Source organism: Oribacterium sp. P9 (assembly GCF_046365365.1).
Lineage (GTDB): Bacteria > Bacillota > Clostridia > Lachnospirales > Lachnospiraceae > Oribacterium.
This window is the reverse complement of sequence record NZ_JBKEIS010000002.1, coordinates 218732-241743: the sequence shown is the minus strand read 5'-3', so window position 1 is coordinate 241743 and position 23012 is coordinate 218732. Positions and strand designations below refer to the sequence as shown.

Here is a 23012-nt window from a genome sequence, read left to right as displayed (position 1 = left end):
TTAACGGCAGGCTGTTTCGTGATAGGATCTTTTTACTTCGCCCAGCAGCTTTTATCGGTCTTTCCCTCATAATCGAAGAGGCCGTCGTTCTTTTCCTCGCGTGCCTTGATCAGGTGGTAAATGCAGGTGTTAAACGGCGTCGGGATGCCGCATTCCTCGCCCATCCGCATCAGCGTCCCGGAAAACATATCGATTTCCGTATGCCGTCCAGCATCGAGATCCTGCAGAGTTGAGTAGCGCGCGGCCGGCGACACCAGACAGCCCTTGCTGTCCAGCATAGCGAGCTTCTCCATGTCGACACCCCTCGCTTCTGCGATCTGTTCCACCTCGTGGCGGAGTCCATCGCTGATGGCTTTCATGTGCGCACTGTCCCGGTAGCAGCCCACGCCGACGCCGAGGATGGCCTGTGGCAGGTTGTTGCATACATTGAGCCGGAACTTGTTCCAGATCTCCTCGCGGATGCAGTCCGTGTGCCGCGTATGCAGGCGGGACCTTCCGAAGACATCCTCCATCGCGCGGATCCGTGCACTCTCGTAAGGAGCATTGGCCTCCCCATAGATGATCCCGACGGTCGTCTCCGGGTCGAAGCAGCAGCCCCGGCCCTCCTGGCGGGAGGACGCCACCTTGATCATCGAGTAGATCATGTGCTCCGCACCGATGGCAGAGGCGATGATGTCCTCACTGTCGACCCCGTTCATGAGGCTCATGACCGTCGTGTGTTCGCCGACGACCGCCCGGATCTCGGGCAATGCTTCCTTCAGGGCACCATACTTGAGGGCGACGATCAGCAGGTCGACTCCGTGTGCCTCGGCAGACGACAGGACCTCCGGATGGTATACATCCCCGTTGATGAGACAGCCGTCTTTCTTTAAGCGCTCCGCACGCGCGCCCTCAGCGACGAGGCTGAAGCGAAGATCAGGGCAGCCTGAAAATCCATAGATCACATAGGAGCCGACGGCACCAGCCCCAAGTAACGCAACTGACTTTATCTTTTCCATTTTCTCTCCAGTCATATCATGATTCGTCCACACATCGCTGGACATTCTAAAAAGCAGCACGATCAACGGTCGCGATGTTTCCAGCATAGCGGGACTTTACTACATAGTACAACAAAATTTCTTCATATGTCATTCCATCTGGTTCTCGCATCCACAGCGCTACACTATAACGAAGCGATAGCCGAGCAGCGCCATCCACGCGATCGTGTCGAGCGGCACCAGGATACGGAACTTCCACTTCCGCGTTTTATGATGAAACATCCGCATGCCGAGCAGGGCACCCGGTGCGCCACCGACGAGCGCCGCCAGAATCAGCGTCTGCTCCGGAATCCGCCACCGATGGTGGATCGCCCTATACTTGTCGAGCCCATACAGCAGAAAGGCGATGACGCTCATAAAGATGACCCAGAGCGCGATGCTCTGATCTACATACTGATTCATAATCGGTTCCTCATACTTGAAATGTTACAGGGATAGAATAACACATAAAAATAATTGACAGTAAATTTTATTCTGTTTATAATCAACTCGATTTGAAAGACGAATCGTGTTTGTAAGAGTTTTTCAAAGCAATTTACCTACGGACCGCTCCACTGGGGCTAAGGCCATACGGACAGCCGGGTCCACTGCCGATCGGTAACTTCGGTTACCTTATTGATTGAGTTAGAAGCTCAGATTTTATAAGTTGGTTCCTTTACAACCATGAAATTGCACGTTAAACGCGCAGACTTGTGAATTGGTCAATAAAGAGTAGTAAAAGTAAGATTGCTATATAGACTCTCGACACGCTCAGTTTTTTGAAACGACAGATGAACACCCGGTTTCGGACTCCGAGGAGGGCGTTTCCTGTCCCTACATAAGCTGATTTCAGGCAAGTTTGCGTATATGCAGACTTGCCTTTTTTATTTCTGTTTTGCGGCATCGGATGATGAGTGTACTGTGAGCATGCATGCTTAGCTGCGCACTCGAGTTGCCTGCGAAACAGAATTCGAACGAGAAGCAATGCATAAGAGCGGCGGCAGCCTCACCCAGTCGAGTCTCCTACTGACGGGACCGAACGTCAATGAAGGCTACGTGCGTCAGATCATCAACCTCACCCAGACGACCTCGGGCAGCTATCTCCTCATGTCGAGCCTCGACATCTCCCGCCGGAACCTCGCCCTGCGCGGCCGGCAGGTCTTCCATCAGGTGGCGGATATGGCCGAGTACGCCCGTGAGGAGATCAATGCCGTCGGCGGCTACTATGCCTTCGGCAAGGAGCTATGCAACGGAGATTCCATCTTCGATTTCGATACCACGAAGCTTAGTGTTCATACGCTGGACATCGGACTCGCGGGCATCGAGGTCTATGACATCCTGCGGGATGAATACGATATTCAGATCGAGTTCGGCGACATCGGCAACATCCTCGCCTACCTCTCCATCGGCGATCGCATCCAGGAGATCGAGCGTCTCGTGAGCGCGCTGTCCGAAATCAAGCGACGCTACCATACGAACGGCGAGGGCCTGCTCAGCCAGGAGTACATCGACCCGGAGGTGGCTGCGAGTCCGCAGGAGGCGTTCTACGCACCGAAGAAGAGCCTGCCGCTGCGTGAAACCGTAGGCAAGGTCTGCAGTGAGTTCGTCATGTGTTACCCGCCAGGCATTCCGATTCTGGCACCAGGCGAGCGGATCACCGCGGAGATCCTCGATTATATCGAGTACGCGAAGGCGAAGGGCTGCAGCATGACGGGACCGGAGGATGCGGAGATTCTGCACCTGAACGTCATCGCCGAGTAAACATCGTCGGAAGGAGGAAAGACAAATGGAAATGTGGTTTTCAGAGTTTCATACACCGGATGTGAAGCACAGCATCCGTGTGAACCGTCAGCTCTACTCGAAGCAGAGCGACTACCAGCGCATCGACATCTTCGAAACACCGGAGTTCGGCCGTGTGCTGACCCTCGACGGCAACGTCATGCTGACCGAGCGTGACGAGTTCATCTACGATGAGATGATCACCCATGTACCGATGGCCGTCCACCGGAACGCGAAGGACATCCTCGTCATCGGTGCCGGTGACGGCGGCGTCGTGCGGGAGCTCACCCGCTATGACCGCGTCGAGTGCATCGACCTCGTCGAGATGGACCCGCAGGTCATCGAGGCCTGCCGTGCGTATCTTCCGGGCAATGCCTGTCGTATGGACGATCGTCGCGTGCACATCTACTATGAGAACGCACTCAAGTTCATTCGTCAGTGCGAGGCCGAGTATGATCTTATCATCGTGGATTCATCCGATCCGTTCGGGCCGCACCGAGGAGATCGTCCACTTCGGCTACCGGGACTTCAAGTACCGGCTGGGCCGGATGTGACGGAAAAAATACATCAGCCGGTGAGCGGATTTTCTGCTCACCGGCTGATGTATCTTGTAAAGCAGTTCACCTGGCGCTAAAATAGAGGCATCACAGGCGGTCGTCTGCGACCGCGACACAGAAAAGGGAGAACCACAGATGTTACATCATGAGCACAAGAATGAACGTTGGGTATTTTATAAGGATATCGTCACAGAGTCCGGTGGGGAGGGCGTCACGAAGCGTGTCCTTGCGTACTCCGATGACGTGATGGTCGTCGAGAATACCTTCGATGAGGGTGCCATCGGCAAGCTCCATCATCACCCGCACACCCAGATCACCTATATCAAGTCCGGTAAGTTCGAGTTCACGATCGACGGGGAGAAACACATCGTCACCGAGGGCGATACCCTTCTGAAGACCGACGGTGTCGAGCACGGCTGTGTCTGCCTCGAAGCCGGACAGCTCATCGACATCTTCACACCATACCGCGAGGATTTCGTGAAGGACTGAGTACGACACGCACTGCCGGGCGACTGCATTGAACGACCATATCACGGGGATGCTCGAAACGTCGAGGCCCCGTGATTTTTTCGATAGATGGAGGCAAGTATGATTTACACAGGTATATACGATGCAAAACTGATCTACGAGGAAGCCCAGGAGGCTACGCTTTCCGCCGGTCGGCTCCCGCTGAACGTCGCCGCGCAGGCGCAGGCCATCCAGGGTGGTTTTTCAGATGCCCTCACCGCAGCGCGTGCCCATGGCTCTTCCGGGGCCAATGCTGAGAAATTCGCTGATCCGCTCAGTGGGTGCACGCATCGACTCCGCGGACCTTCGTATGGCAGACCGTCGAGGACGATTCCGTGCCGGTACAGAACTCGCTGCTCCTCGTGAACGCACTCGTCGAGCACGGCATCCCGGTGGAGTACCACCTCTATCCGAAGGGTGTGCATGGCCTCAGTCTCTCGACCGAGGAGGTCGTCGAACCGACGAAGCATCGCGAGATCGATCTCCACATCGCCGACTGGTTCGAACGCGCCATCGACTGGCTACTGTACAGTGAAGATAGTATAAGCTCAACAAACCTGGAGTGTGGAAAAAATGAGTGAAGAGTTTAACATCCGACATGCGCGTATAGTGGATATCAATGCGATCACCGCAGTGGAAGCTGCGTGCTTCCCGGCAACGGAGGCCGCGACGCGGGAGGAGTTTGAAGGGCGCATCCAGTATTATGGTGATCATTTCTGGCTGCTGTACGAGGGGGATCAGCTGATTTCCTTCGTGGATGGTTTCGTGACGGATGAAGCAGATCTCACGGATGAGATGTATGAGCGTGCGGAGATGCACGACGAACATGGTGCATGGCAGATGATTTTCGGCGTAAATACTCTGCCGGCGTACCGGAATCGGGGTTACGCCGGACGACTGCTCCGCCGCGCCATCGAGGACGCCCGACAGCAGGGGCGAAAGGGCCTTGTCCTGACCTGTAAGGACCGCCTGGTGCACTACTACGCGTGCTTCGACTTCGTGGATGAGGGCATCAGCGACTCTACACATGGAAACGTCGAGTGGCACCAGATGCGGCTGACCTTCGGCGATTAATTTCCTCTGATGGACCGATGGTAAGCAAGCGGCGCTGTGGTATAATAAATATATCTGTACTACTTCAAATGAAATTTCAAACCGGATTGAAAGGAACGTCCTTATCATGAAGAAAATGGCTTTATCATGATGAGGTTTGATTCTTATTGCAGACGATAAAGAGGGGGAAACCGCGATGGCAGATGAGCTGAAGAATACGACGACAGGTGCCAGTACCGCGTCTGCGGGAACACAGAAGCGGGCACCGCGAAACGATGTGAATGGCGTGCCGAGAACAGAGCGCTTGCGCCGCCCGGCTGATCCGAATGAGCTGCTGACCCATAACCAGCCACCGCGTCGTGCCATCCAAAACCGTCCGGCCGATCCGGAGCGGATGGGTGTACCGCTGCAGGCGGTGAAAAAGGAAGATGCATCGAGCTACACCGGTGGACTCGCAGCAGAGGAAGCCGCCGCGAAGCAGGCGAAGTCCCGCCGCAACAGCGACAGCTTCATGCCGGGTGCCGGCTATGAGGGACCGACCAATGCAGAGCTGATGATCGAAATCCGGCGGAACCGCTACATCATGATTACAGTGCTCGTACTGGTGCTGATCATGCTCATCACCTTCTTCGGTTTCGGCATCTACATCTACCGCACCTTCCAGACCTACGAAACGCAGCTGCAGGATGCCTTTGAAACCATGGAAAAGATCGACGATATGGTCGGTAAGCTTCAGCGCACCTACCAGGCCTACAGCGGTCAGATCGACGATTTCTTCGATGTCGTCAGCGAACTGAAGGGCTATGTCGAGACCTTCAAGAGCCTCCTCGGCTCACTTCCGAAGATCCAGCTCCCGTTCTAAGAGAAAATCGGTCATATGTCAGCACCGGTAATGCTAAATATCAGAAGCATGGAGTGGGAACGAGATATGAATAGATAGGATGTATACTGAGGTGGGCAGTCAAGCAAGAGATGTCCACTAAAGGCTCCATTAAAAATCAGCCGGTGAGCAGAAAATCCGCTCACCGGCTGTTACTGTTAAGGCCGGAGGGGCGGCAGCGGGATGCGAGCATCACGCCTCCACGACGAGACGTCCCTCCACTTCGCGTGCGAGGTGCTGGTTCACGGTGATGTACTCCTCGACGACATCGCGGGCCGAGGTGGAGAGTACACTGGTCTTGCCGTTTTCCTCTGCCTCCTCGAGGGTGATGTCGAGAAACGGCTTCAGGTTCGTGTAGTGGTACTTCTGCATCGCGACGGTGTAGAGGCGGTCGGCGTGCAGCGGCTCACCGTCGAGCGTCAGCTCACGGAAGGCCTGGGCGCTGCGGGACCAGACGATGTGCATGCCATGCGAGAACTGGTAGAACTCCGTGTGCTCGCCGACGAAGGCATCCTCCCGGAGGATATGCCGGATCATGCGCTCGAGCTGCGTGCCGGTGACCTTCAGCATGAAGACTGCGTCGTCATACGGCAGACACTCGACGAGGTCGCCGTAGTGCACCACCGGACCGAGGACCTCGCTTCGGATCGCACCGGAGCCCATCAGCATGAGGTCGATCGCGAAGCTGTCGCGCAGGATATCCGCGATGAGGTTACCGAGCGAGGTTTCCTGATTGCGTTTCGGATGTGTCAGCTCATGTGCGAAACGGGTGACGATGCGATCGTACTTCTGAGAGGTGACATCCCGGTAGTGTCGGATAAAGTTCTCCACCTCACGGTCACGCGGGCAGTGGCTGTCGTCGATCGGGATGATCTGCCAGGTGAAGCTGTCGATGGCGTTCCGGTCGGTATCCACCATGATGTCGAAGCGGCCGATCTGATTCGTGCCCGTACCGGCCTGTACGACGTAGATGTCATTGACCTTCGCCGGCGCCTCCGGAAGTGTATGGCTGTGGCCGCCGATGATGATGTCCACGCCCCAGTCCGGGTCGAGCATCTCGGCGAGCTTCTTATCCTCCTCGAAGCCGATATGCGTGAGGAGCACGGTGAAGTCGATATCGATGGCATTGTACGCGTTACAGATGTTGCCGACCTCATGCGCGGCTTCCGCGATATCGACGAAGGAGCCGATCAGCTCGTCACTCTTCGTGGCAGCGAGGACCTCCTCGGTGATGATACCGATGAAAAGAATCTTCATGCCGTCGAGCTTCGCGATCCAGTATGGCCGGAACATGCGGCGACCGTTCGACTTGATGTGGAGATTTGCGTTGATGATCGGGAAGTCGGCGCACTTTTCGAGGAAAAGGAGATGCGCGAGACCGTAGTCGACCTCATGGTTTCCGATGGTTGCGACATCTGGTCCGACCAGGTTCATGATGCCGATCGTGGAGGTGCCCTTATACTCCGAATCGATGACACTGCCACGGAACATATCGCCCGCGACGGCATAGATCACATTCCGCTCCTCCCGGCGGACCTTGTTGACATAGCCGGAGAGTAGTGACACACCACCCACCAGCTTCTCGTCGATCTCCTCCTCGAGGAAATCACCATGCATATCGTTCGAATGCAGAATCGTCAGCTTCTTCAGGTTCTTCATAAAGCGCCTCCTTTCTTCAGCGGTAATGACAGATATATACTCATAGTATAGCTTATAATCAATATTAAATATTTTTATTTTAATGAAATGAGTGGGCGGAAAATATAAAATGCAGGCGATTCTGTTCTGAAAATGAATGTTATTGAAAAATAAGGGCACAATATCCCTGAATTGTTAAAGTGGAAAATCATTCCTTGATATAAGAAAAATCATTTATAATAAAATACGTGTGAAAGCTTACCAGCTTAATGTCGGTGTGGCTGAAATAGGATAGTGTTCGAAAGGATTTACCATGAAATTCATCCATCTCGCGGATCTTCATATCGGGAAGCGCGTCAATGCATTTCCGATGCTGGAGGATCAGCGTTACATTCTGAAACAGATTCTCACGATCCTGCGCGAGGAGCGGCCGGACGGTGGCGTCATCCTCGCCGGCGATATCTACGATAAGGCGATTCCGAGCGCGGAGGCGGTCGAGCTCTTCGACGAGTTCCTCACCCAGCTCGCCGCGCTTAGGCTGCGCGTGTTCATCATCGCGGGCAACCACGACTCGCCGGAGCGCATCGCCTTCGGAAACCGTCTCATGGACCGCTCCGGCATCTACCTCTCACCGGTGTACGACGGCCACGTGAAGCGCATCACCTGCCCGGACAGAGCCGCGTCCGTCACGCTCTCCGCCGCCAATGCTGTCGACCTGAACGCCGGTACCCACTCCGTAGAATCAGCGTCGACCTCCGCAGCTGCATCCACCTGTCCACCGGTCGATGTCTATCTCCTGCCGTTCCTGAAGCCGGCCAATGTCCGTCGCTTCTACCCGGAGGAGACCATCGAGAGCTACACGGATGCCATGCGGGTCGCGATCGCGCACATGGACATCGATCCGACGCACCGGAACCTCCTCGTGACGCATCAATTCGTGACCGGTGCGAGCCGCTCCGACTCAGAGGACATCTCCGTCGGCGGCAGCGATAACGTCGACGCATCGGTGTTTGCACCGTTTGATTACGTGGCGCTCGGGCACCTGCACGGACCGCAGCAGGTCCGGTTCCAGCCGGCACCCGAGGAGGATGCTTCCGATCAGGATGCGACCCCGGCAACATCCTCAACAGACCGTTCAGAAAGCCCCGCATCGACGGTGGAAAACACGACCGTCGGCCCGATCATCCGCTACGCCGGCACCCCGCTGAAATACAGCTTTTCGGAGGCTCGCCATCACAAGTCCGTGACGGTCGTCGAGATCGGGGAGAAGAAAGCAGACGGCGTGGTGGACGTCTGCATCAGCACACGGGAACTCCGGCCACTTCATGACATGCGGGAGATCCGTGGCAGTTATGAGGAGCTTACGCTGCGCGCGAACTACGAGGGCACGGCGACGGACGATTACATCCACGCGACGCTCACCGACGAGATCGAGATCCCGGACGCGGCGCGGCACCTGCAGGTGATCTACCCGAACCTGATGAAGCTTGACTACGACAACGCGCGGACGCGTGGGCAGGGCAGTGAGCGTCTGGAACTCGAACAGCTCGAGGAGAAGTCACCGCTCGACCTGTTTTCAGAGCTCTTCGAGAAGCAGAACCATAAGGAGATGACCGAGGAGCAGGCACGTTACGTACAGGCGCAGATGGAGAAAATCTGGGAGGCATAGAATGCGACCACTGAAATTAAAGCTATCCGCTTTCGGACCCTATAAGGGTGTGACAGAAATTGATATGGAGAAGCTCGGCGAACGCGGGCTCTATCTCATCACGGGCGACACCGGTGCCGGCAAGACCACGATCTTCGACGCGATCACCTTCGCTCTGTTCGGCGAGGCCTCGGGTGAGAACCGGACCGCCGGGATGCTGCGCTCGAAGTATGCGGAGCCGGAGACCCCGACGGAGGTCGAGATGTGCTTCCGTTACCGTGGGCAGGACTATACCGTGAAGCGAAATCCGGAGTACGAGCGCCCGGCGAAGCGTGGCGGTGGCACGACGATCCAGAAGGCGGACGCAGAGCTCACGCTGCCGGACGGCGAGGTGCTCACGAAGCCGCGGGAGGTCGACCGGAAGATCCTGGAGATACTCGGCGTCAACCACCAGCAGTTCTCGCAGATCGCGATGATCGCGCAGGGCGACTTCCTGAAGCTGCTGCTCGCGGACACGAAGGAGCGCCAGGAAATCTTCCGAAAGCTCTTCGAGACCGAGCACTATAAGGCACTGCAGATGCAGATCCTGAGCGATGCGAAGCGGCTCTTCGTCGAAAAGGAGGATGCGCGGAAGGCCATCGAGCACTATGTGCAGTCCACGACGGCGGATCCGCTGAGCCCGCTCTCTGTCGAACTGGAGCACGCGCATAAAGGGGCGATGCTGACGGCGGACGTGCTGACACTGCTCGAGAGGATCATCGCGGACAACGAGATGCGACGCGGACAGCTCGAAACGGAAATCAACGAGGCGAGCGCGGCGCTCGAAAAGATCAGCGGCCACCTGACGGCGCTCGGAGCGTATCAGAAGCTGCAGTCGGATCTCGACCGTACGAAGGCGCAGCTCGAGGAGGCGGAGCCGAAGCTCGACGTGCTGCAGAAGCGCTATGAAGCGGAGCAGGCGCGGGAGCCGGAACGAAAAGAACTGGAGCGCCGGATCACCGTGCTCACAGAGATGCTGCCGCAGTACGCGGAGCTCAGTACGCTTCTGCAGGCACAGACGGCGCGGGAGAAGGCGCTCGACAAGCTGATTTCCGAACAGGCGAAGCGGACAGCGAAGCAGACGAAGGGACAGCAGCAGCTCGAAGCAGCGAAGCGGGAGCTGCAGACCCTCGGTAGTGTGGAGGCGGAGCTTGCGACGAAGCAGGCGGCGCAGGAGGCCAATGCACGGAAGCAGAGTGAACTCCGTTCCCTGCAGGCGAACTATGAGGCGCTCCGCCGAAAGCATCGTGCGCTGAAGACGGCACAGGAGGCCCTGAAGACGGCGATGACCCGCTTCGAAGAAGCAGATGCTTCCTATAAGGAGCGAAACCGGGCGTTTCTCTGTGAGCAGGCGGGTATCCTCGCACGCGATCTGAAGTCAGGGGATACCTGCCCGGTCTGCGGGCATGTCATCACCGAAGAGAGTCATCTCGCGACCCTTTCCGAGACGGCACCGACAGAAGCCGATGTGCAGAAGGCACAGCAGCTGTCGGAGCAGCTTCACCGGGCGATGGATGAAAAGAGCCGGACTGCCAATGGACTGAAGGGTGACTACGAGGCCTCGGCACAGCATGTGCTGCAGCAGTGTGCGATGCTCCTCGGTGATGTGAAGATGCAGACCCCGGATGCACCGGAGGCAGCCGCAACCTGCGAGGGCACGACAGAAACGAAGCACGAGGACGCGGTACGTAGGCCATCGGAGCACAGCGACGCACAGGCACCGACCGGAACCGTGGTGGTGACCGCCGCGGTACTGAACGAGGGTTACCAGCGTGTGCAGGCGGCGTGTGCCGACACGCAGACAGCAGCAGGCACGCTTGAGGCTGCCGTGCAGGAACTGACGCTTCGGTCCAAGCGAAAAACTGGCCTTGAACAGCAGATCCCGGAGGCAGAGCGGAAGCTCGAAGCACTGAGCGGAGAAATCCGACAGGCGGAGGCGAAGCAGATCGAGCTGCAGACGGCACAGAAGGCCACCCATGATGAAATCGAAAAGCAGCAGGCGAAGCTTCCGTTCCCGACGGAACGCGAAGCCCGGGCAGAAATCAGTCGCCTCGATGGTCTTAGGACCCAGGCCGACGCGGCACTCGCACAGGCAGAGCAGGCGCTTCGTGCCGAAGAGAAGACACTCGCGGAGCTGCGCGGTTCGCTGCAGCAGCTTTCGGAGCAGGTGAAGATGGCGGAAGGTGCGCAGTATGATGCCGGGACGGAGCGGGCGGAGCAGACACGCCTCAGCGGTCTCCGACAGCAGCGGCGGGCGGAGGCCGATGGTGTCATTGCCCGTATAGAGACGAATAAGGCGCAGCTTACACGAATCAAGGAGGGCGCAGCAGAGCTCAGCGAGAAGGAGCGGCACTATGCCTGGATGAGCGAGCTCTCGAACACCGCAAACGGCACGGTAGCCGGCAGCGAGAAGATGACGCTCGAGACCTACATCCAGACGACGTACTTCGACCGCATCCTTCGGCGGGCGAACACGCGCCTCATGATCATGAGCGATGCGCAGTATGAGCTCGTGCGTCGGAAGAGTGCCGACAATATCAAATCGCAATCGGGCCTCGAGCTGGACGTGCTCGACCACTATAACGGAACACTGCGTTCGGTGAAGACGCTGTCGGGTGGAGAGTCCTTCAAGGCCTCCCTCAGCCTCGCCCTCGGACTCAGCGACGAGATCAGCTCGAGCGTCGGCGGCATCCGTCTCGACACCATGTTCGTCGATGAGGGCTTCGGCTCCCTCGACGAGGATTCGCTGCATGCGGCGATCCAGGCACTCGCGGAGCTCACCGAGGGGCATCGCCTCGTCGGGATCATCTCCCATGTCGGAGAGCTGAAGCAGCAGATCGATAAGCAGCTCGTCGTCACGAAGGACCGCGCCGGCGGCAGCCAGGTCGAGGTGATCGCCTGAAAACAGGTAAGAAGCTGTGTTCACCGGCTTCGATGAAGTGGTGAGAAGCATGGGGTCTGACCCCCATTTGCTTACGGAGAGAACCTGAATTCTGCCCTATGGGGGTCAGACCCCTTTGACTCCAGATACGAAACATGGTTCATCGATTATTTAAAAAAATATACATAGTTCAAATTTTTTAAAGAACGGAGAGGATGAAAAGGACGGAAATGCGTCTTTTCCATTCCTCTCCGTTTGTCATAGTTTTCAATACTATTTCCACTTCTGAATTTCTTCCATTGACTTCCTATGCTATTTCACGTATTCTATGCACCATCGCGAGGAAAGTTAAAATATTTTAATAAAAAATGTTTAACTATAAATACTCGTAAACAGAACACAAACATAAGATGAATCGCCGGGCTACGGCAAAAGGAGAACAAAATGGATTTCGAGCAGGTTAAGGACATTATCGTAGATACACTCGCATGTGATGAGGAGAAGGTTACCCCGGAGGCACGCTTCCAGGAGGACCTCGAGGTGGATTCCCTCTCGCTCGTAGAGCTGCACATGGCCCTCGAGGATGCACTTGGTAAGACCATCCCGGATGGCGAGATCGGCAAGATGGCGACCGTACAGGATCTCGTTGATTACTGCCAGAACTAAAACAGAGTATATGTAAGCGTTCAGCTCGGTTTTCATCAGAAAATCGGGCTGTTCTAAAGAGAAGGTTTATATAGGAGGTGGGCCATGAAGTCGCCTATCAAGAAGGTTTATGAGCTGTATAAGAACCGTGCGTTCGAGAAGAAGGCCCGGGAGGATATGATCGGACACGTCGGTGTTCACTTTACCTGGCCGCTTGCCGGAAAGAGCGCGGGTGCTGAGAAGGCAGAAAAGGCAGAGGCGAAGGCGGATACGAAGGCAGAGGGAGAGAAGAGCAGCGGTCGGAGTCTTCCGGCGGTGATGATCCCGTCGAGCTTCATCACCTGCCGGAGCTGCGGACGTCGTGCACTCCGTCGTAGATGGGAGGAGAACTGCTTCATCTGTCCGACCTGCGGAAAGTATGCACCGCTCGGCGGCTACTATCGTCTCAAGCTGATCCTCGATCCAGGCAGCTTCAAGGAGCTGGATCGAGATATCGCGGCCGAGGATCCGCTGGGCTTCCCAGGCTATAAGGAGAAGATCGAGAAGCAGGAGGAGAAGACCGGCCTTTCCGAGTCCGTCATCTCCGCGGTCGGCACCATCGAGGGCATCCGCCTCGTGACGGTCGTCCTCGACAGCCGCTTCTTCATGGGCTCCATGTCCCGTGCGGTCGGCGAGAAGGTGACCCGTGCGGTCGAGTATGCCGACGCACATCATCTGCCACTCCTCATCTTCAGCGCAAGCGGCGGCGCCCGTATGCAGGAGGGCATCTACAGCCTCATGCAGATGGCGAAGACCAGCGCAGCCATCGAGACCTTCAGCGAGCACGGCGGTCTCTACATCAGCTTCCTGACCCACCCGACCACAGGCGGCGTCACCGCGAGCTTCGCGACCCTCGGGGACATCACCCTCGCAGAGCCGGGCGCACTGATCGGCTTCGCCGGACCACGTGTCATCGAGCAGACCATCAACCGTAAGCTCCCGAAGGGCTTCCAGCGCGCCGAGTATCTCGAGAACCACGGCTTCGTGGACCGCATCGTGAAGCGCAGTGAGATGCGCGATGTACTGACCGACATCCTGAAGCTGCATGTCGATTCCGGCATGCAGCCTGGAGCGGTCACCACCAGGGAGGTAAATGCATGATTAAAGACATCATCGAACAGGCCGAAGCACTCGAACAGAGAATCCATACGCTTTCACTGACGAAAGAAGAGATGGAGGCCAATGCGGAGGAAATCCGCCGTCTGGACCAGGAGCGTACACAGCTGCTCGCCCAGTGTGCGGATCTCTCGGCGGCGGATCGTGTCTATCTGGCCCGTCATCCGAAGCGTCCGCACATCGACGATTTCATCGAGCATCTCTTCACCGACTTCTTCGAGCAGAAGGGGGATCATCTCTATGATGAGGATGCGTCCATCTATGGTGGCATCGCCCGCTACAAGGGTATGCCGGTGACCGTTCTCGGGCATCGCAAGGGCCGCACGATGGAAGAGAATATCCGTTACAATTTCGGCATGCCGCGTCCGGAGGGCTATCGTAAGGCACTTCGCCTCATGGAGCAGGCCGAGAAGTTCGGACGCCCGATCATCACCTTCGTCGATACGCCGGGTGCCTATCCTGGTATGGAGGCAGAGGAGCACGGACAGGGTGAGGCCATCGCACGAAATCTCGCGGCGATGAGCAGCCTGCATGTGCCGGTTATCGCGGTCGTTACCGGTGAGGGCAACTCCGGCGGAGCGCTTGCGATTTCCGTTGCCAACCAGATCCTCATGCTCGAAAACGCCGTGTACTCGGTACTGAGCCCGGAGGGCTTCGCCTCAATCCTCTGGAAGGACGCAGGCCGTCACGAGGAGGCCTGCGAGGTCATGAAGCTGACCGCCCGCGATCTTCGTGAGGCCGGTGTCGCGGATCATCTGATCCCGGAGCCGCTCGGTGGTGCGCAGACCGATCCGGAGCGCCTCTATGCAAGCCTCGACATCGTGCTTGAAAAGAGCCTGAATGACCTTCTGAAGCTGAGCCCGGAGGAGGTTCGGAAGCAGCGCCAGGAGAAGTACCGGAATATTTAATTGTGAGCGCAGGCACCGCGTACACCGGTGCGCAGCGGCGTGTGAACACCACTGTCGCCCGGTGCGGAGGCGCTTTGACATAAGTGAGGAGAAACCTTGAACGAAATGAAACTCATCGGCCTCGGGGCCGCGTATCCGGGCCGACTGGTGACCAATGACGACTTAAGTCTGGAGATGGATACCTCCGATGCCTGGATCTATCCACGTACCGGCATCCACGCACGCCGCTTCTGCACGGCAGAGGAAAGTGCCGTAACCCTCGCCATCGAGGCGGCCGGAAAGGCACTCGCAGAGGCGGAAAGCCAGGGCGTGCCGGCGTCGGACATCGGCGCGATCGTCGTGGCAAGCATGTCCGCAGACCTTGCAACCCCGAGCATCGCAGCGATCCTTCAGCGGGAGCTCCGACTTCCGGAGGTGCCGGCCCTCGACATCAACGCTGCCTGCAGCGGCTTCATCTATGGCCTCGAGGTCGCACGCAGCCTCGCCGCTGTGAGCGGCCGGCGCTATGCCCTCGTGGTTGGCACAGAGCAGCTGTCCCGTCTCCTCTCGATGGAGGACCGCTCCACCGCGATTCTTTTCGGCGATGGTGCGGGTGCAGCCGTGATCGAGTGCACAGAAACAGCGGGAAACAGAGAAGAAGCGGCACCGTACGTACGTCTTTTCGGCTCCCGCGGATCCGATGTGATCCTCGCGCCGGGGGTCTACACGGGTGCGTATGAAGCGCGGGAGGAGACGAACGCAGAGACCGTCTGCATTGACCATATGCTGATGGACGGTAAGGAAGTGTTTATGTTCGCCTGTGACATCATCCCGCGCATCATCGGCGGCCTGCTCGAACAGTCCGGCGAGACGATGGAGGACATCGATCACGTGGTCTGCCATCAGGCAAATGCCCGCATCATCCGGCATGTCTACCGGGCGATGCACTGGCCGGCAGAGAAGTTTTTTATGAATATGGAAAAGCTTGGAAATACCAGCGCTGCATCGATTCCGACGGCGCTTTACGATATGCAGCAGCAGGGACGCCTTCAGCGTGGCGAGCGACTGATCCTCGCAGGCTTCGGCGGCGGACTCACCTGGGGCGGCTGCATCCTGAGCTATGACGCACCGACACGGTAAAGGAGAGATATGACATTACTGAATGAATTACTGGGAACGAAATATCCGATCATCCAGGGCGGTATGGCCAACATCGCCACGGGTCGCTTCGCGGCGGCCTGTGCCTGTGCCGGCGCGCTCGGCCTCATCGGAACCGGTGGTATCCACTTGGCGGAGGAGCTCCGTACCGAGATCCGGACCGCACGGAAGCTGATCGAGGAGGCTGCGACACCGGATTACGAGCCGGTGTTCGGTGTGAACCTCATGCTGATGAATCCATGCACGGAGGCGTTTGTGCAGGTGTGCATCGAAGAGAAGGTGCCGGTGGTGACGACCGGTGCCGGCAATCCGGGACAGTATATGGCGGCCTTTAAGGAGGCCGGCATCAAGGTGATTCCGGTGGTCGGTGCCCCGATCCTCGCGAAGCTGATGGAGCGCCTCGGTGCGTACGCCGTCATCGCCGAGGGCTGTGAGTCCGGCGGACATGTCGGTGAGATGACGACGATGACCCTGGTGCCGCAGTGTGTGGACACCGTGTCGATTCCGGTCATCGCGGCCGGCGGGATCGCAGATCACCGTCAGTTTAAGGCAGCCATGGCCCTCGGTGCCTGTGGCGTACAGATCGGTACGGTGCTGCTGTCCGCAGAGGAGTGCCCGATCCATGAGAACTATAAGGCCGCGCTTCTGAAGGCACAGGGCAGTGACGCCATCGTGACCGGACGGATCGGCGGTACACCGGTGCGTGTACTGAAAAACCAGATGACCGTCGCCTATATCAAGCAGGAGAAGGCTGGCGCCGATAAGATGGAGCTCGAGAAGTTCACCCTGGGTTCCCTCCGTCGCGCCGTGTTCGAGGGCGATGTGAAGACCGGCTCCCTGATGGCTGGGCAGGTATGCGGACAGCTGCATACGATTCGACCGCTCGCGGAGATCCTCGAGGATATCTGTCAGGGATAAATCGAAGCGCGTTTCGTGCAGCGTCGGTGGACGTGAGAAAGGATGCATTTCCGGTGGCGTAGCCTCACGCGGGCCGTCATCGAAAGCAGATAGAAAGGTAGAACATGAAAACAGCATTTTTATACGCAGGACAGGGCAGCCAGCATGTCGGCATGGGTGCCGATCTGTACCGTGATTATCCGGAGTTCCGCCGGGTGTTTGACAGTGTCAGCGATGCGCTTCAGCGCTATACGAAGAGTGAGGACTTCCGTAAGGAATTTGCAGGGGGCGAGGGCGTCGATCAGAACTATGATCTCCACCGTCTCGTCTTCCAGGATCCGGATGGTGTCATCAACGAGACCCGTTACACCCAGCCGGCGATGGTGGCCTTCGCCTGTGGCGTGACCGAGATCCTCCGTGTACATGGCATCCGTCCGGATGTGACCGCCGGCCTTTCGCTCGGTGAGTACTCGGCACTCGAGGCGGCAGAGGTGATGGACGCAGAGACCACGGTGAACATGGTCGCCTTCCGTGGTGCCAGCATGGCGGCTGCGTCCGAGGGCATCGACTGCGGCATGAGCGCGGTCCTCGGTGTAGCGGCTGAGGATCTCGAGACGGTCTGCCGTCAGGCGCAGCTCGAGACCGGAAAGATCGTTTCTCTCTGCAACCTGAACTGCCCGGGACAGATCGTCATCGGTGGTGAGAAGGCAGCTGTCACGAAGGCGGCCGAAATCATCAGCGCGAGTGGCAGCGGCAAGAGCATCCCGCTTCGCGTGTCCGGACCGTTCCATACCGTCTTTATGAAGAGCGCTGGCGATGCGCTCGCACGCTACTTTAAGAGCATCCGTTTTCAGCGCCCGAAGTGCCCGGTGATGTTTAACTACCTCGGCGGGACCTGTGAGGAGGTCAGTGCATCCGTGGAGTCCACGACGGCGACGACCCTCGCTGGACTTCGCCGGGCGATCCCGGAGCTTCTCGAAGAGCAGGTGCAGAAGCCGGTCCGCATGGAGGCGATTCTCCGTGAGATGTTTGAGGACGGCGTGACGAATTTCATCGAGATCGGCCCGGGCCATACGCTCGCCGGTTTCGTAAAGAAGGTCGCCCGCGATATGGGCATCACGGAGTTCACGGTCACCGCGATCGAGACCTCTGAGGACATCGCGAAGCTCTGTGCGGAAGCCTGAGGGCAGAGCGCCCGCAGCGTCGCGTCGAAGAAATCCATTTTTAACGCAATTTTTCTATAAATACAGTGTTCCACAGGAACAGAAGTGACTGTCTGGAAACAGCCGGAGGAAAAACAAATGTCAGAAACGACAGAAAAGATCACAGGTGCAGCGATCGTCACCGGTGCAGGCCGGGGGATCGGCCGTGCCATCGCGGTGGAGCTCGCGCGTCATGGCTATCACATCCTCGTGGATTATGCGGGGAATGCTTCCGCCGCCGAGGAAACGGTTGCACTCTGCCAGGCGGAAGGCGTCGATGCCTTCGCTGTGCAGGCGGATGTATCTGACGAGGACGCCGTAAAGGGTCTCGTAAAGAGTGCGCTCGAGCGCTTCGGACGCATCGATGTGCTCATCAACAACGCGGGCATCACACGTGACAATCTGATGCTTCGCATGAGCGCAGAGGACTTCGACCTCGTGATCGAGAAGAACCTGCGTGGTGCCTTCCTGATGACGAAGTACGTCGGAAAGGAAATGCTGCACCAGCGCTCCGGACGCATCGTAAACATCTCCTCCGTCGTCGGCGTGCATGGCAATGCCGGCCAGGCGAACTATGCGGCCTCGAAGGCTGGTCTCATCGGTCTCACGAAGACCACCGCCCTCGAGTATGCGAGCCGCGGCATCACCGCGAACGCCATCGCCCCGGGCTTCATCGACACCGACATGACGAAGGTGCTGCCGGAGAAGGTGAAGGAAGCGATGCTGCAGCAGATTCCGCTTCGCCAGTTCGGACGCCCGGAGGATGTCGCGAAGGCGGCGGCCTTCCTGGCATCGGACGACGCCCGCTATATCACCGGTCAGGTACTCGGTGTGGATGGCGGCATGGGCTGCTGATAAAGTTAATATAGAAATATAGGAGAACACAATGAATAAACGTAGAGTCGTCGTCACCGGTCTCGGTACGGTAAATCCGACCGGCAATGATACAGAGACTTCCTGGGCAGCCATCCGCGCCGGACAGTGCGGCATCGGCCCGATCACCCATTTCGATACAGAAAATTTCACGATCAAGCTCGCCGGTGAGGTGAAGGATTTCGATCCGTCTGCCATCATCGACCGTCGTGAGCAGAAGCATATGTCGCGCTATGCGCAGTTCGCCATCGTGGCTGCCGAGGAGGCGATCCGCGAGAGCGGCATCGGGAGCGCAGCGGAGCTGAAGACTTCCGACGCCGCGGACGCCGGCATCGGCCCGAAGGAATATGAGGCGAGCCGTATGGGCGTTATCATCTCGTCCGGTATCGGCGGCCTCAGCACCATTGAGGAGGAGCATACGAAGGCCCTTCAGCGTGGCTTCGAGCGTGTGTCTCCGTTCTTCATTCCGATGGCGATTTCCAACATGGCGGCAGCGAACGTTGCGATCCGTCACGGCTTCAAGGGCATGTGCACCTGTCCGGTGACCGCGTGCGCCGGCGGCTCGAACGCCATCGGCGACGCTTTCCACCGCATCCGTGATGGTTATGAGGACGTCATGGTGGCTGGCGGCACCGAGGCGAGCATCACGGAGCTCGGCATCGGCGGCTTCGCCAGCATGCGTGCCCTCTGCGCTGCGACGAACCCGAAGCGCGCGAGCATCCCGTTCGATCAGGAGCGTGGCGGCTTCGTCATGGGCGAGGGTGCCGGCATCCTGGTGCTCGAGGAGCGTGAGCATGCGCTCCACCGTGGCGCGAAGATCCTCGCAGAGATCGTCGGCTACGGCGCGAACTGCGACGCCTACCACATCACAAGCCCGAACCCGGAGGGCGAGGGCGGTGCCGACTGCATGCGCCTCGCCATCGCAGACGCGGGCATCCAGCCAGAGGAAATCTCCTACATCAACGCCCACGGTACCTCCACGCATCTCAATGATGCCTGTGAGACGAAGGCCATCAAGGCGGTCTTCGGAGCGAAGGCCTACGAGATTCCGGTTTCCTCCACGAAGTCGATGACCGGTCACCTGCTCGGTGCGGCCGGCGGCGTCGAGGCCCTCTTCAGCGTGAAGGCCCTCGAGGAGCAGTTCATCCCGGCGACCATCAACTACCAGGTGCCGGATCCGGAGTGCGACCTCGACATCGTGCCGAACGAAGGACGTGCGGCGAAGCTCGACTACGTCCTCTCGAACTCCCTCGGCTTCGGCGGACACAACGCCTGCCTGATTTTCAAGAAGGCCTGAAGGGAGATGCCATGACAGAAGAGATGAACACGAACCCGTCTGTTTCCGAGGCGGATGCTGAGATCATGACCGCAGCGGCAGCAGAGATGCACACTTCTTCGGAAGCGGGCGAAAACGCAGCCACGGTCGAGGCGGCACGCGCAGCGCATCCGCTCCGTGTCGATGAGATCAAGGAGATCATCCCGCACCGTTATCCGTTCCTCCTCATCGATCAGGTGGTGGATTATGAGCCGGGAAAGTTCGCCGATGCACGAAAGTGCGTCACGGTGAACGAGCCATTCTTCCAGGGCCACTTCCCGCAGTATCCGGTGATGCCAGGCGTCCTCATCATCGAGGCCCTCGCACAGACCGGCGCCGTCGCGCTCCTCAGCATGCCGGCGAATAAGGGAAAGATCGCGCTGTTCGGCGGCATCAAGAACGCCCGCTTCAAGAAGCAGGTACGTCCGGGCGACGTCCTCGAGCTCCACTGTGAGCTCACCCGCATGCACGGCCCGGTCGGCATGGGTACCGCCGTCGCCACCATCAACGGAAAAACCGCTGTGCAGGCGGAGCTCACCTTCGCGGTACAGTAAAATAATTGTATAGAATCGGCGAGAGCATGATATAATCGAACTGTTCATACGAAATGTAAGTTAAAGGAAAAGGTGCTACATGCTGAACCAGTCTATCGCCGATCTCTATAATCGCTTCCGCATCCACTTCTACAAGCGGGTCTTTTCGAAGGAAAGCAGCCGGGATGAGTCTCTGACCTCGGTTGAGGCCTTCAGTCTCGAGTGCATCAAGGCGCTCGGGGAGCCGACGGTGGCGGAGTTTGCGAAGATGATGGGCATTTCGGCTCCGAACGCGGCATATAAAGTCAATGCACTCGTCCAGAAGGGATATATCGAGAAGGTGCAGTCGGACGAAGACCACCGCGAGTTCTACCTCCACCCGACGGAAAAGCTCGAGAACTACTATCACCGTAGCTACCAGTTTCTCGATGAAGTCGTGAAGCGCTTCGAGGAACGCTTCTCTGAGGAGGACCTCGCGAAGCTCGACGAGATGCTGCAGGTCATCACGAAGGAGATGATCCCGGAGCTCGATCCGGAGCACCTCAGAAAGCGGGACTGATTCGGAAATCAATGTGAACAGGAGAAGAGGGATATCAACCGGCTTTTTGTGCTATCAGCATAAAACAGGCCGGTTTTTTCGTTTCTTTTGACGAATTCTGCGTTTCTTTTCGGGAATTCTGATTTTCTGATTGACATATTTTGAGAAGAAGCATATATTCTATGTAAGCGCTTACATAAAGAGCAGGGAAGCGCTGCCCTGGTAAGCATAGACATCGATTTTTAGAGCATTTCACAGCTGAAAGGAACGAATTAAGATGGAGAAGTTAAATTATCAGGTACTTGAGCAGTCTGGTTATCAGGGATATGTCCTGAAGGATGCACCTGTGAAGGTGATGCAGTTTGGCGAGGGTAATTTCCTCCGTGCATTCGTTGACTATTTCTTCGATATGGCAAACGAGCATGCGGACTGGAACGGTAAGGTGACCCTCGTTCAGCCGATCGCACAGGGTCTCACCGAGTATGTCAATGCGCAGGAGGGTCTCTACACCCTGTACCTTCGTGGTTCTGAGAATGGTCAGAAGGTGAACAACAAGCGTGTGATCTCCGCTGTCAAGGACTGCATCAATCCGTATACTGCAGAGGGCTTTAAGGCACTCCTGGAGCTTGCAAAGTCGGATGATCTCGAGTACATCGTTTCGAACACCACCGAGGCCGGTATCGTCTATGATCCGGACACGAAGTTCGATCAGGAGCCGCCGGTTTCCTTCCCTGGTAAGATGACGAGAGTGCTCTATGAGCGTTTCAAGGCCGGCAAGGGCGGACTCGTCGTTCTCTCCTGCGAGCTGATCGACGCGAACGGTCAGGTGCTGAAGCAGATCGTAAACCGTCACATCGATGAGTGGGGCCTCGGCGAGGACTTCAAGAACTGGGTAAACGAGAAGGTTCTGTTCTGCTCCACACTCGTAGACCGTATCGTTCCGGGCCGTATCCGCGATCCGAAGGAGGTTGCAGAGCTCGAGGCGGAGAACGGTTACACCGATCCGCTGACCGATGTCGGCGAGGTATTCGGTGTATGGTACATCGAGGGACCGAAGGAGCTCGAGGACAAGCTTCCGTTCAAGAAGGCCGGCGTAAATGTACATGTCGTTCCAGAGGTTGCTCCTTATAAGAAGAGAAAGGTAAGAATCCTGAACGGTGCACACACCGGCTTCGTACTCGGTGCATACCTCGCAGGCTTCGACATCGTGCGTGACTGCATGCACGACGAGGTCATCCGTGACTACATGAACAAGATGCTCCAGGATGAGATCATCCCGATCCTTCCGCTGGATAAGGAGGATTGCGAGAAGTTCGCTTCTGCGGTTGAGGATCGCTTCAACAACCCGTTCGTTGATCACCAGCTGATGAGTATTTCTCTCAACTCTACCTCGAAGTGGAGAGCGAGAAATATGCCTTCCTTCCTCGAGTATGTTGAGAAGTTCGGTAAGCTTCCGGCAGTGCTCACGATGAGCTTCGCAGCGTACATGGCATTCTACAGCTGTGATATCCAGCGTCGTGAGGAGGATGGCCTCGTATGCAAGCGTCCGGCAGGCAACGAGTACAAGATTCAGGACGACGCCTTCGTCCTCGACTTCTACTTCGCACACAAGGATGACGATGTGAAGACCCTCGTACACGCTGTGATGACCAACACCGAGTTCTTGGGCCAGGATCTCACCGAGATCGCCGGCTTCGAGGAGGCGACCGTACAGAACCTCACCCTCATCCGTGAACAGGGTGCGAAGGCGGCTTACGCAAGCGTACTGTAAAGTGAACCTGTCGGCACATATGCTTTCTGGAAGAGCCGGA

General features: G+C 57.6%; 21 protein-coding genes and 2 pseudogenes. 20 read left to right on the top strand and 3 right to left on the bottom strand.

Going from position 1 to position 23012, the window contains the following annotated elements; translation table 11 throughout:
- Positions 1–32: 32 nt before the first annotated feature.
- Positions 33–998, bottom strand: a complete 966-nt coding sequence (locus ACK8P7_RS03310) for a ketopantoate reductase family protein (RefSeq protein WP_410042799.1) — start codon at positions 996–998, stop codon at positions 33–35.
- Positions 999–1157: 159 nt separating this feature from the next.
- Positions 1158–1439 carry a DUF1294 domain-containing protein gene (locus tag ACK8P7_RS03305; RefSeq protein ID WP_410042798.1) on the bottom strand — a complete coding sequence of 94 codons (282 nt, stop codon included), beginning with the start codon at positions 1437–1439 and terminating at the stop codon, positions 1158–1160.
- A 558-nt stretch (positions 1440–1997) separates the two neighbouring features.
- Between ACK8P7_RS03305 and ACK8P7_RS03300 the strand changes: the two are divergent.
- From ACK8P7_RS03300 to ACK8P7_RS03270, 7 genes and pseudogenes are all read left to right on the top strand, one after another.
- Positions 1998–2777 (top strand): annotated as a pseudogene (locus tag ACK8P7_RS03300) (aminotransferase class I/II-fold pyridoxal phosphate-dependent enzyme); the annotation flags it as partial.
- 25 nt (positions 2778–2802) lie between these two features.
- A pseudogene (locus ACK8P7_RS03295) lies at positions 2803–3297 on the top strand (spermidine synthase); the annotation flags it as partial.
- Between the two features lie 190 nt (positions 3298–3487).
- Positions 3488–3841 (top strand): cupin domain-containing protein, encoded by a 354-nt coding sequence (locus ACK8P7_RS03290; RefSeq protein ID WP_410042797.1) that lies wholly within the window; start codon positions 3488–3490, stop codon positions 3839–3841.
- Positions 3842–3940: 99 nt separating this feature from the next.
- Positions 3941–4225 carry a hypothetical protein gene (locus tag ACK8P7_RS03285; protein WP_410042796.1) on the top strand — a complete coding sequence of 95 codons (285 nt, stop codon included), beginning with the start codon at positions 3941–3943 and terminating at the stop codon, positions 4223–4225.
- On the top strand, positions 4141–4440 hold the full coding sequence (locus ACK8P7_RS03280) for an alpha/beta hydrolase (protein WP_410042795.1): 300 nt from the start codon (positions 4141–4143) through the stop codon (positions 4438–4440). Before ACK8P7_RS03285 ends, ACK8P7_RS03280 begins: the two co-directional genes overlap by 85 nt.
- Positions 4433–4933: a GNAT family N-acetyltransferase gene (locus ACK8P7_RS03275; protein WP_410042794.1), complete on the top strand. Its 501-nt coding sequence runs from the start codon at positions 4433–4435 to the stop codon at positions 4931–4933. The genes ACK8P7_RS03280 and ACK8P7_RS03275 overlap by 8 nt, the downstream gene beginning before the upstream one ends.
- A 136-nt stretch (positions 4934–5069) precedes the next feature.
- Complete coding sequence (locus ACK8P7_RS03270) at positions 5070–5774, top strand: hypothetical protein (RefSeq protein WP_410042793.1); 705 nt, start codon at positions 5070–5072, stop codon at positions 5772–5774.
- Positions 5775–5984: 210 nt separating this feature from the next.
- Here the strand turns inward: ACK8P7_RS03270 and ACK8P7_RS03265 are convergent, their stop codons facing one another.
- Entirely contained in the window at positions 5985–7451 is a 1467-nt protein-coding gene (locus ACK8P7_RS03265; RefSeq protein ID WP_410042792.1) for a bifunctional metallophosphatase/5'-nucleotidase, read from the bottom strand.
- A gap of 292 nt (positions 7452–7743) precedes the next feature.
- Here ACK8P7_RS03265 and ACK8P7_RS03260 point away from each other — a divergent pair, with 292 nt between their 5' ends.
- From ACK8P7_RS03260 to ACK8P7_RS03200, 13 genes are all read left to right on the top strand, one after another.
- Positions 7744–9099: an exonuclease SbcCD subunit D gene (locus ACK8P7_RS03260; RefSeq protein ID WP_410042791.1), complete on the top strand. Its 1356-nt coding sequence runs from the start codon at positions 7744–7746 to the stop codon at positions 9097–9099.
- A 1-nt stretch (position 9100) separates the two neighbouring features.
- The gene (locus ACK8P7_RS03255; RefSeq protein WP_410042790.1) at positions 9101–12019 is read left to right on the top strand and encodes an AAA family ATPase; all 2919 of its coding nucleotides are present in this window, start codon (positions 9101–9103) and stop codon (positions 12017–12019) included.
- Between the two features lie 423 nt (positions 12020–12442).
- Entirely contained in the window at positions 12443–12664 is a 222-nt protein-coding gene (gene acpP, locus ACK8P7_RS03250; protein WP_410042789.1) for an acyl carrier protein, read from the top strand.
- Between the two features lie 84 nt (positions 12665–12748).
- The gene (accD, locus tag ACK8P7_RS03245; RefSeq protein ID WP_410042788.1) at positions 12749–13783 is read left to right on the top strand and encodes an acetyl-CoA carboxylase, carboxyltransferase subunit beta; all 1035 of its coding nucleotides are present in this window, start codon (positions 12749–12751) and stop codon (positions 13781–13783) included.
- A complete protein-coding gene (locus ACK8P7_RS03240) occupies positions 13780–14706 on the top strand; it encodes an acetyl-CoA carboxylase carboxyltransferase subunit alpha (protein ID WP_410042787.1) in 927 nt (308 codons plus the stop codon). Before accD ends, ACK8P7_RS03240 begins: the two co-directional genes overlap by 4 nt.
- A 105-nt stretch (positions 14707–14811) precedes the next feature.
- The gene (locus tag ACK8P7_RS03235; protein WP_410042824.1) at positions 14812–15825 is read left to right on the top strand and encodes a ketoacyl-ACP synthase III; all 1014 of its coding nucleotides are present in this window, start codon (positions 14812–14814) and stop codon (positions 15823–15825) included.
- 9 nt (positions 15826–15834) lie between these two features.
- Positions 15835–16761 (top strand): nitronate monooxygenase, encoded by a 927-nt coding sequence (locus ACK8P7_RS03230; RefSeq protein WP_410042786.1) that lies wholly within the window; start codon positions 15835–15837, stop codon positions 16759–16761.
- 104 nt (positions 16762–16865) lie between these two features.
- The gene (locus ACK8P7_RS03225; protein WP_410042785.1) at positions 16866–17924 is read left to right on the top strand and encodes an ACP S-malonyltransferase; all 1059 of its coding nucleotides are present in this window, start codon (positions 16866–16868) and stop codon (positions 17922–17924) included.
- A 117-nt stretch (positions 17925–18041) separates the two neighbouring features.
- Positions 18042–18797 (top strand): 3-oxoacyl-[acyl-carrier-protein] reductase, encoded by a 756-nt coding sequence (gene fabG, locus ACK8P7_RS03220; RefSeq protein ID WP_410042784.1) that lies wholly within the window; start codon positions 18042–18044, stop codon positions 18795–18797.
- A gap of 31 nt (positions 18798–18828) precedes the next feature.
- Entirely contained in the window at positions 18829–20112 is a 1284-nt protein-coding gene (gene fabF / locus ACK8P7_RS03215; protein ID WP_410042783.1) for a beta-ketoacyl-ACP synthase II, read from the top strand.
- Between the two features lie 167 nt (positions 20113–20279).
- On the top strand, positions 20280–20684 hold the full coding sequence (gene fabZ, locus ACK8P7_RS03210) for a 3-hydroxyacyl-ACP dehydratase FabZ (protein WP_410042823.1): 405 nt from the start codon (positions 20280–20282) through the stop codon (positions 20682–20684).
- A gap of 79 nt (positions 20685–20763) precedes the next feature.
- A complete protein-coding gene (locus tag ACK8P7_RS03205) occupies positions 20764–21222 on the top strand; it encodes a MarR family winged helix-turn-helix transcriptional regulator (RefSeq protein WP_410042782.1) in 459 nt (152 codons plus the stop codon).
- A gap of 256 nt (positions 21223–21478) precedes the next feature.
- A complete protein-coding gene (locus ACK8P7_RS03200; protein ID WP_410042781.1) occupies positions 21479–22972 on the top strand; it encodes a tagaturonate reductase in 1494 nt (497 codons plus the stop codon).
- Positions 22973–23012: the final 40 nt, after the last annotated feature.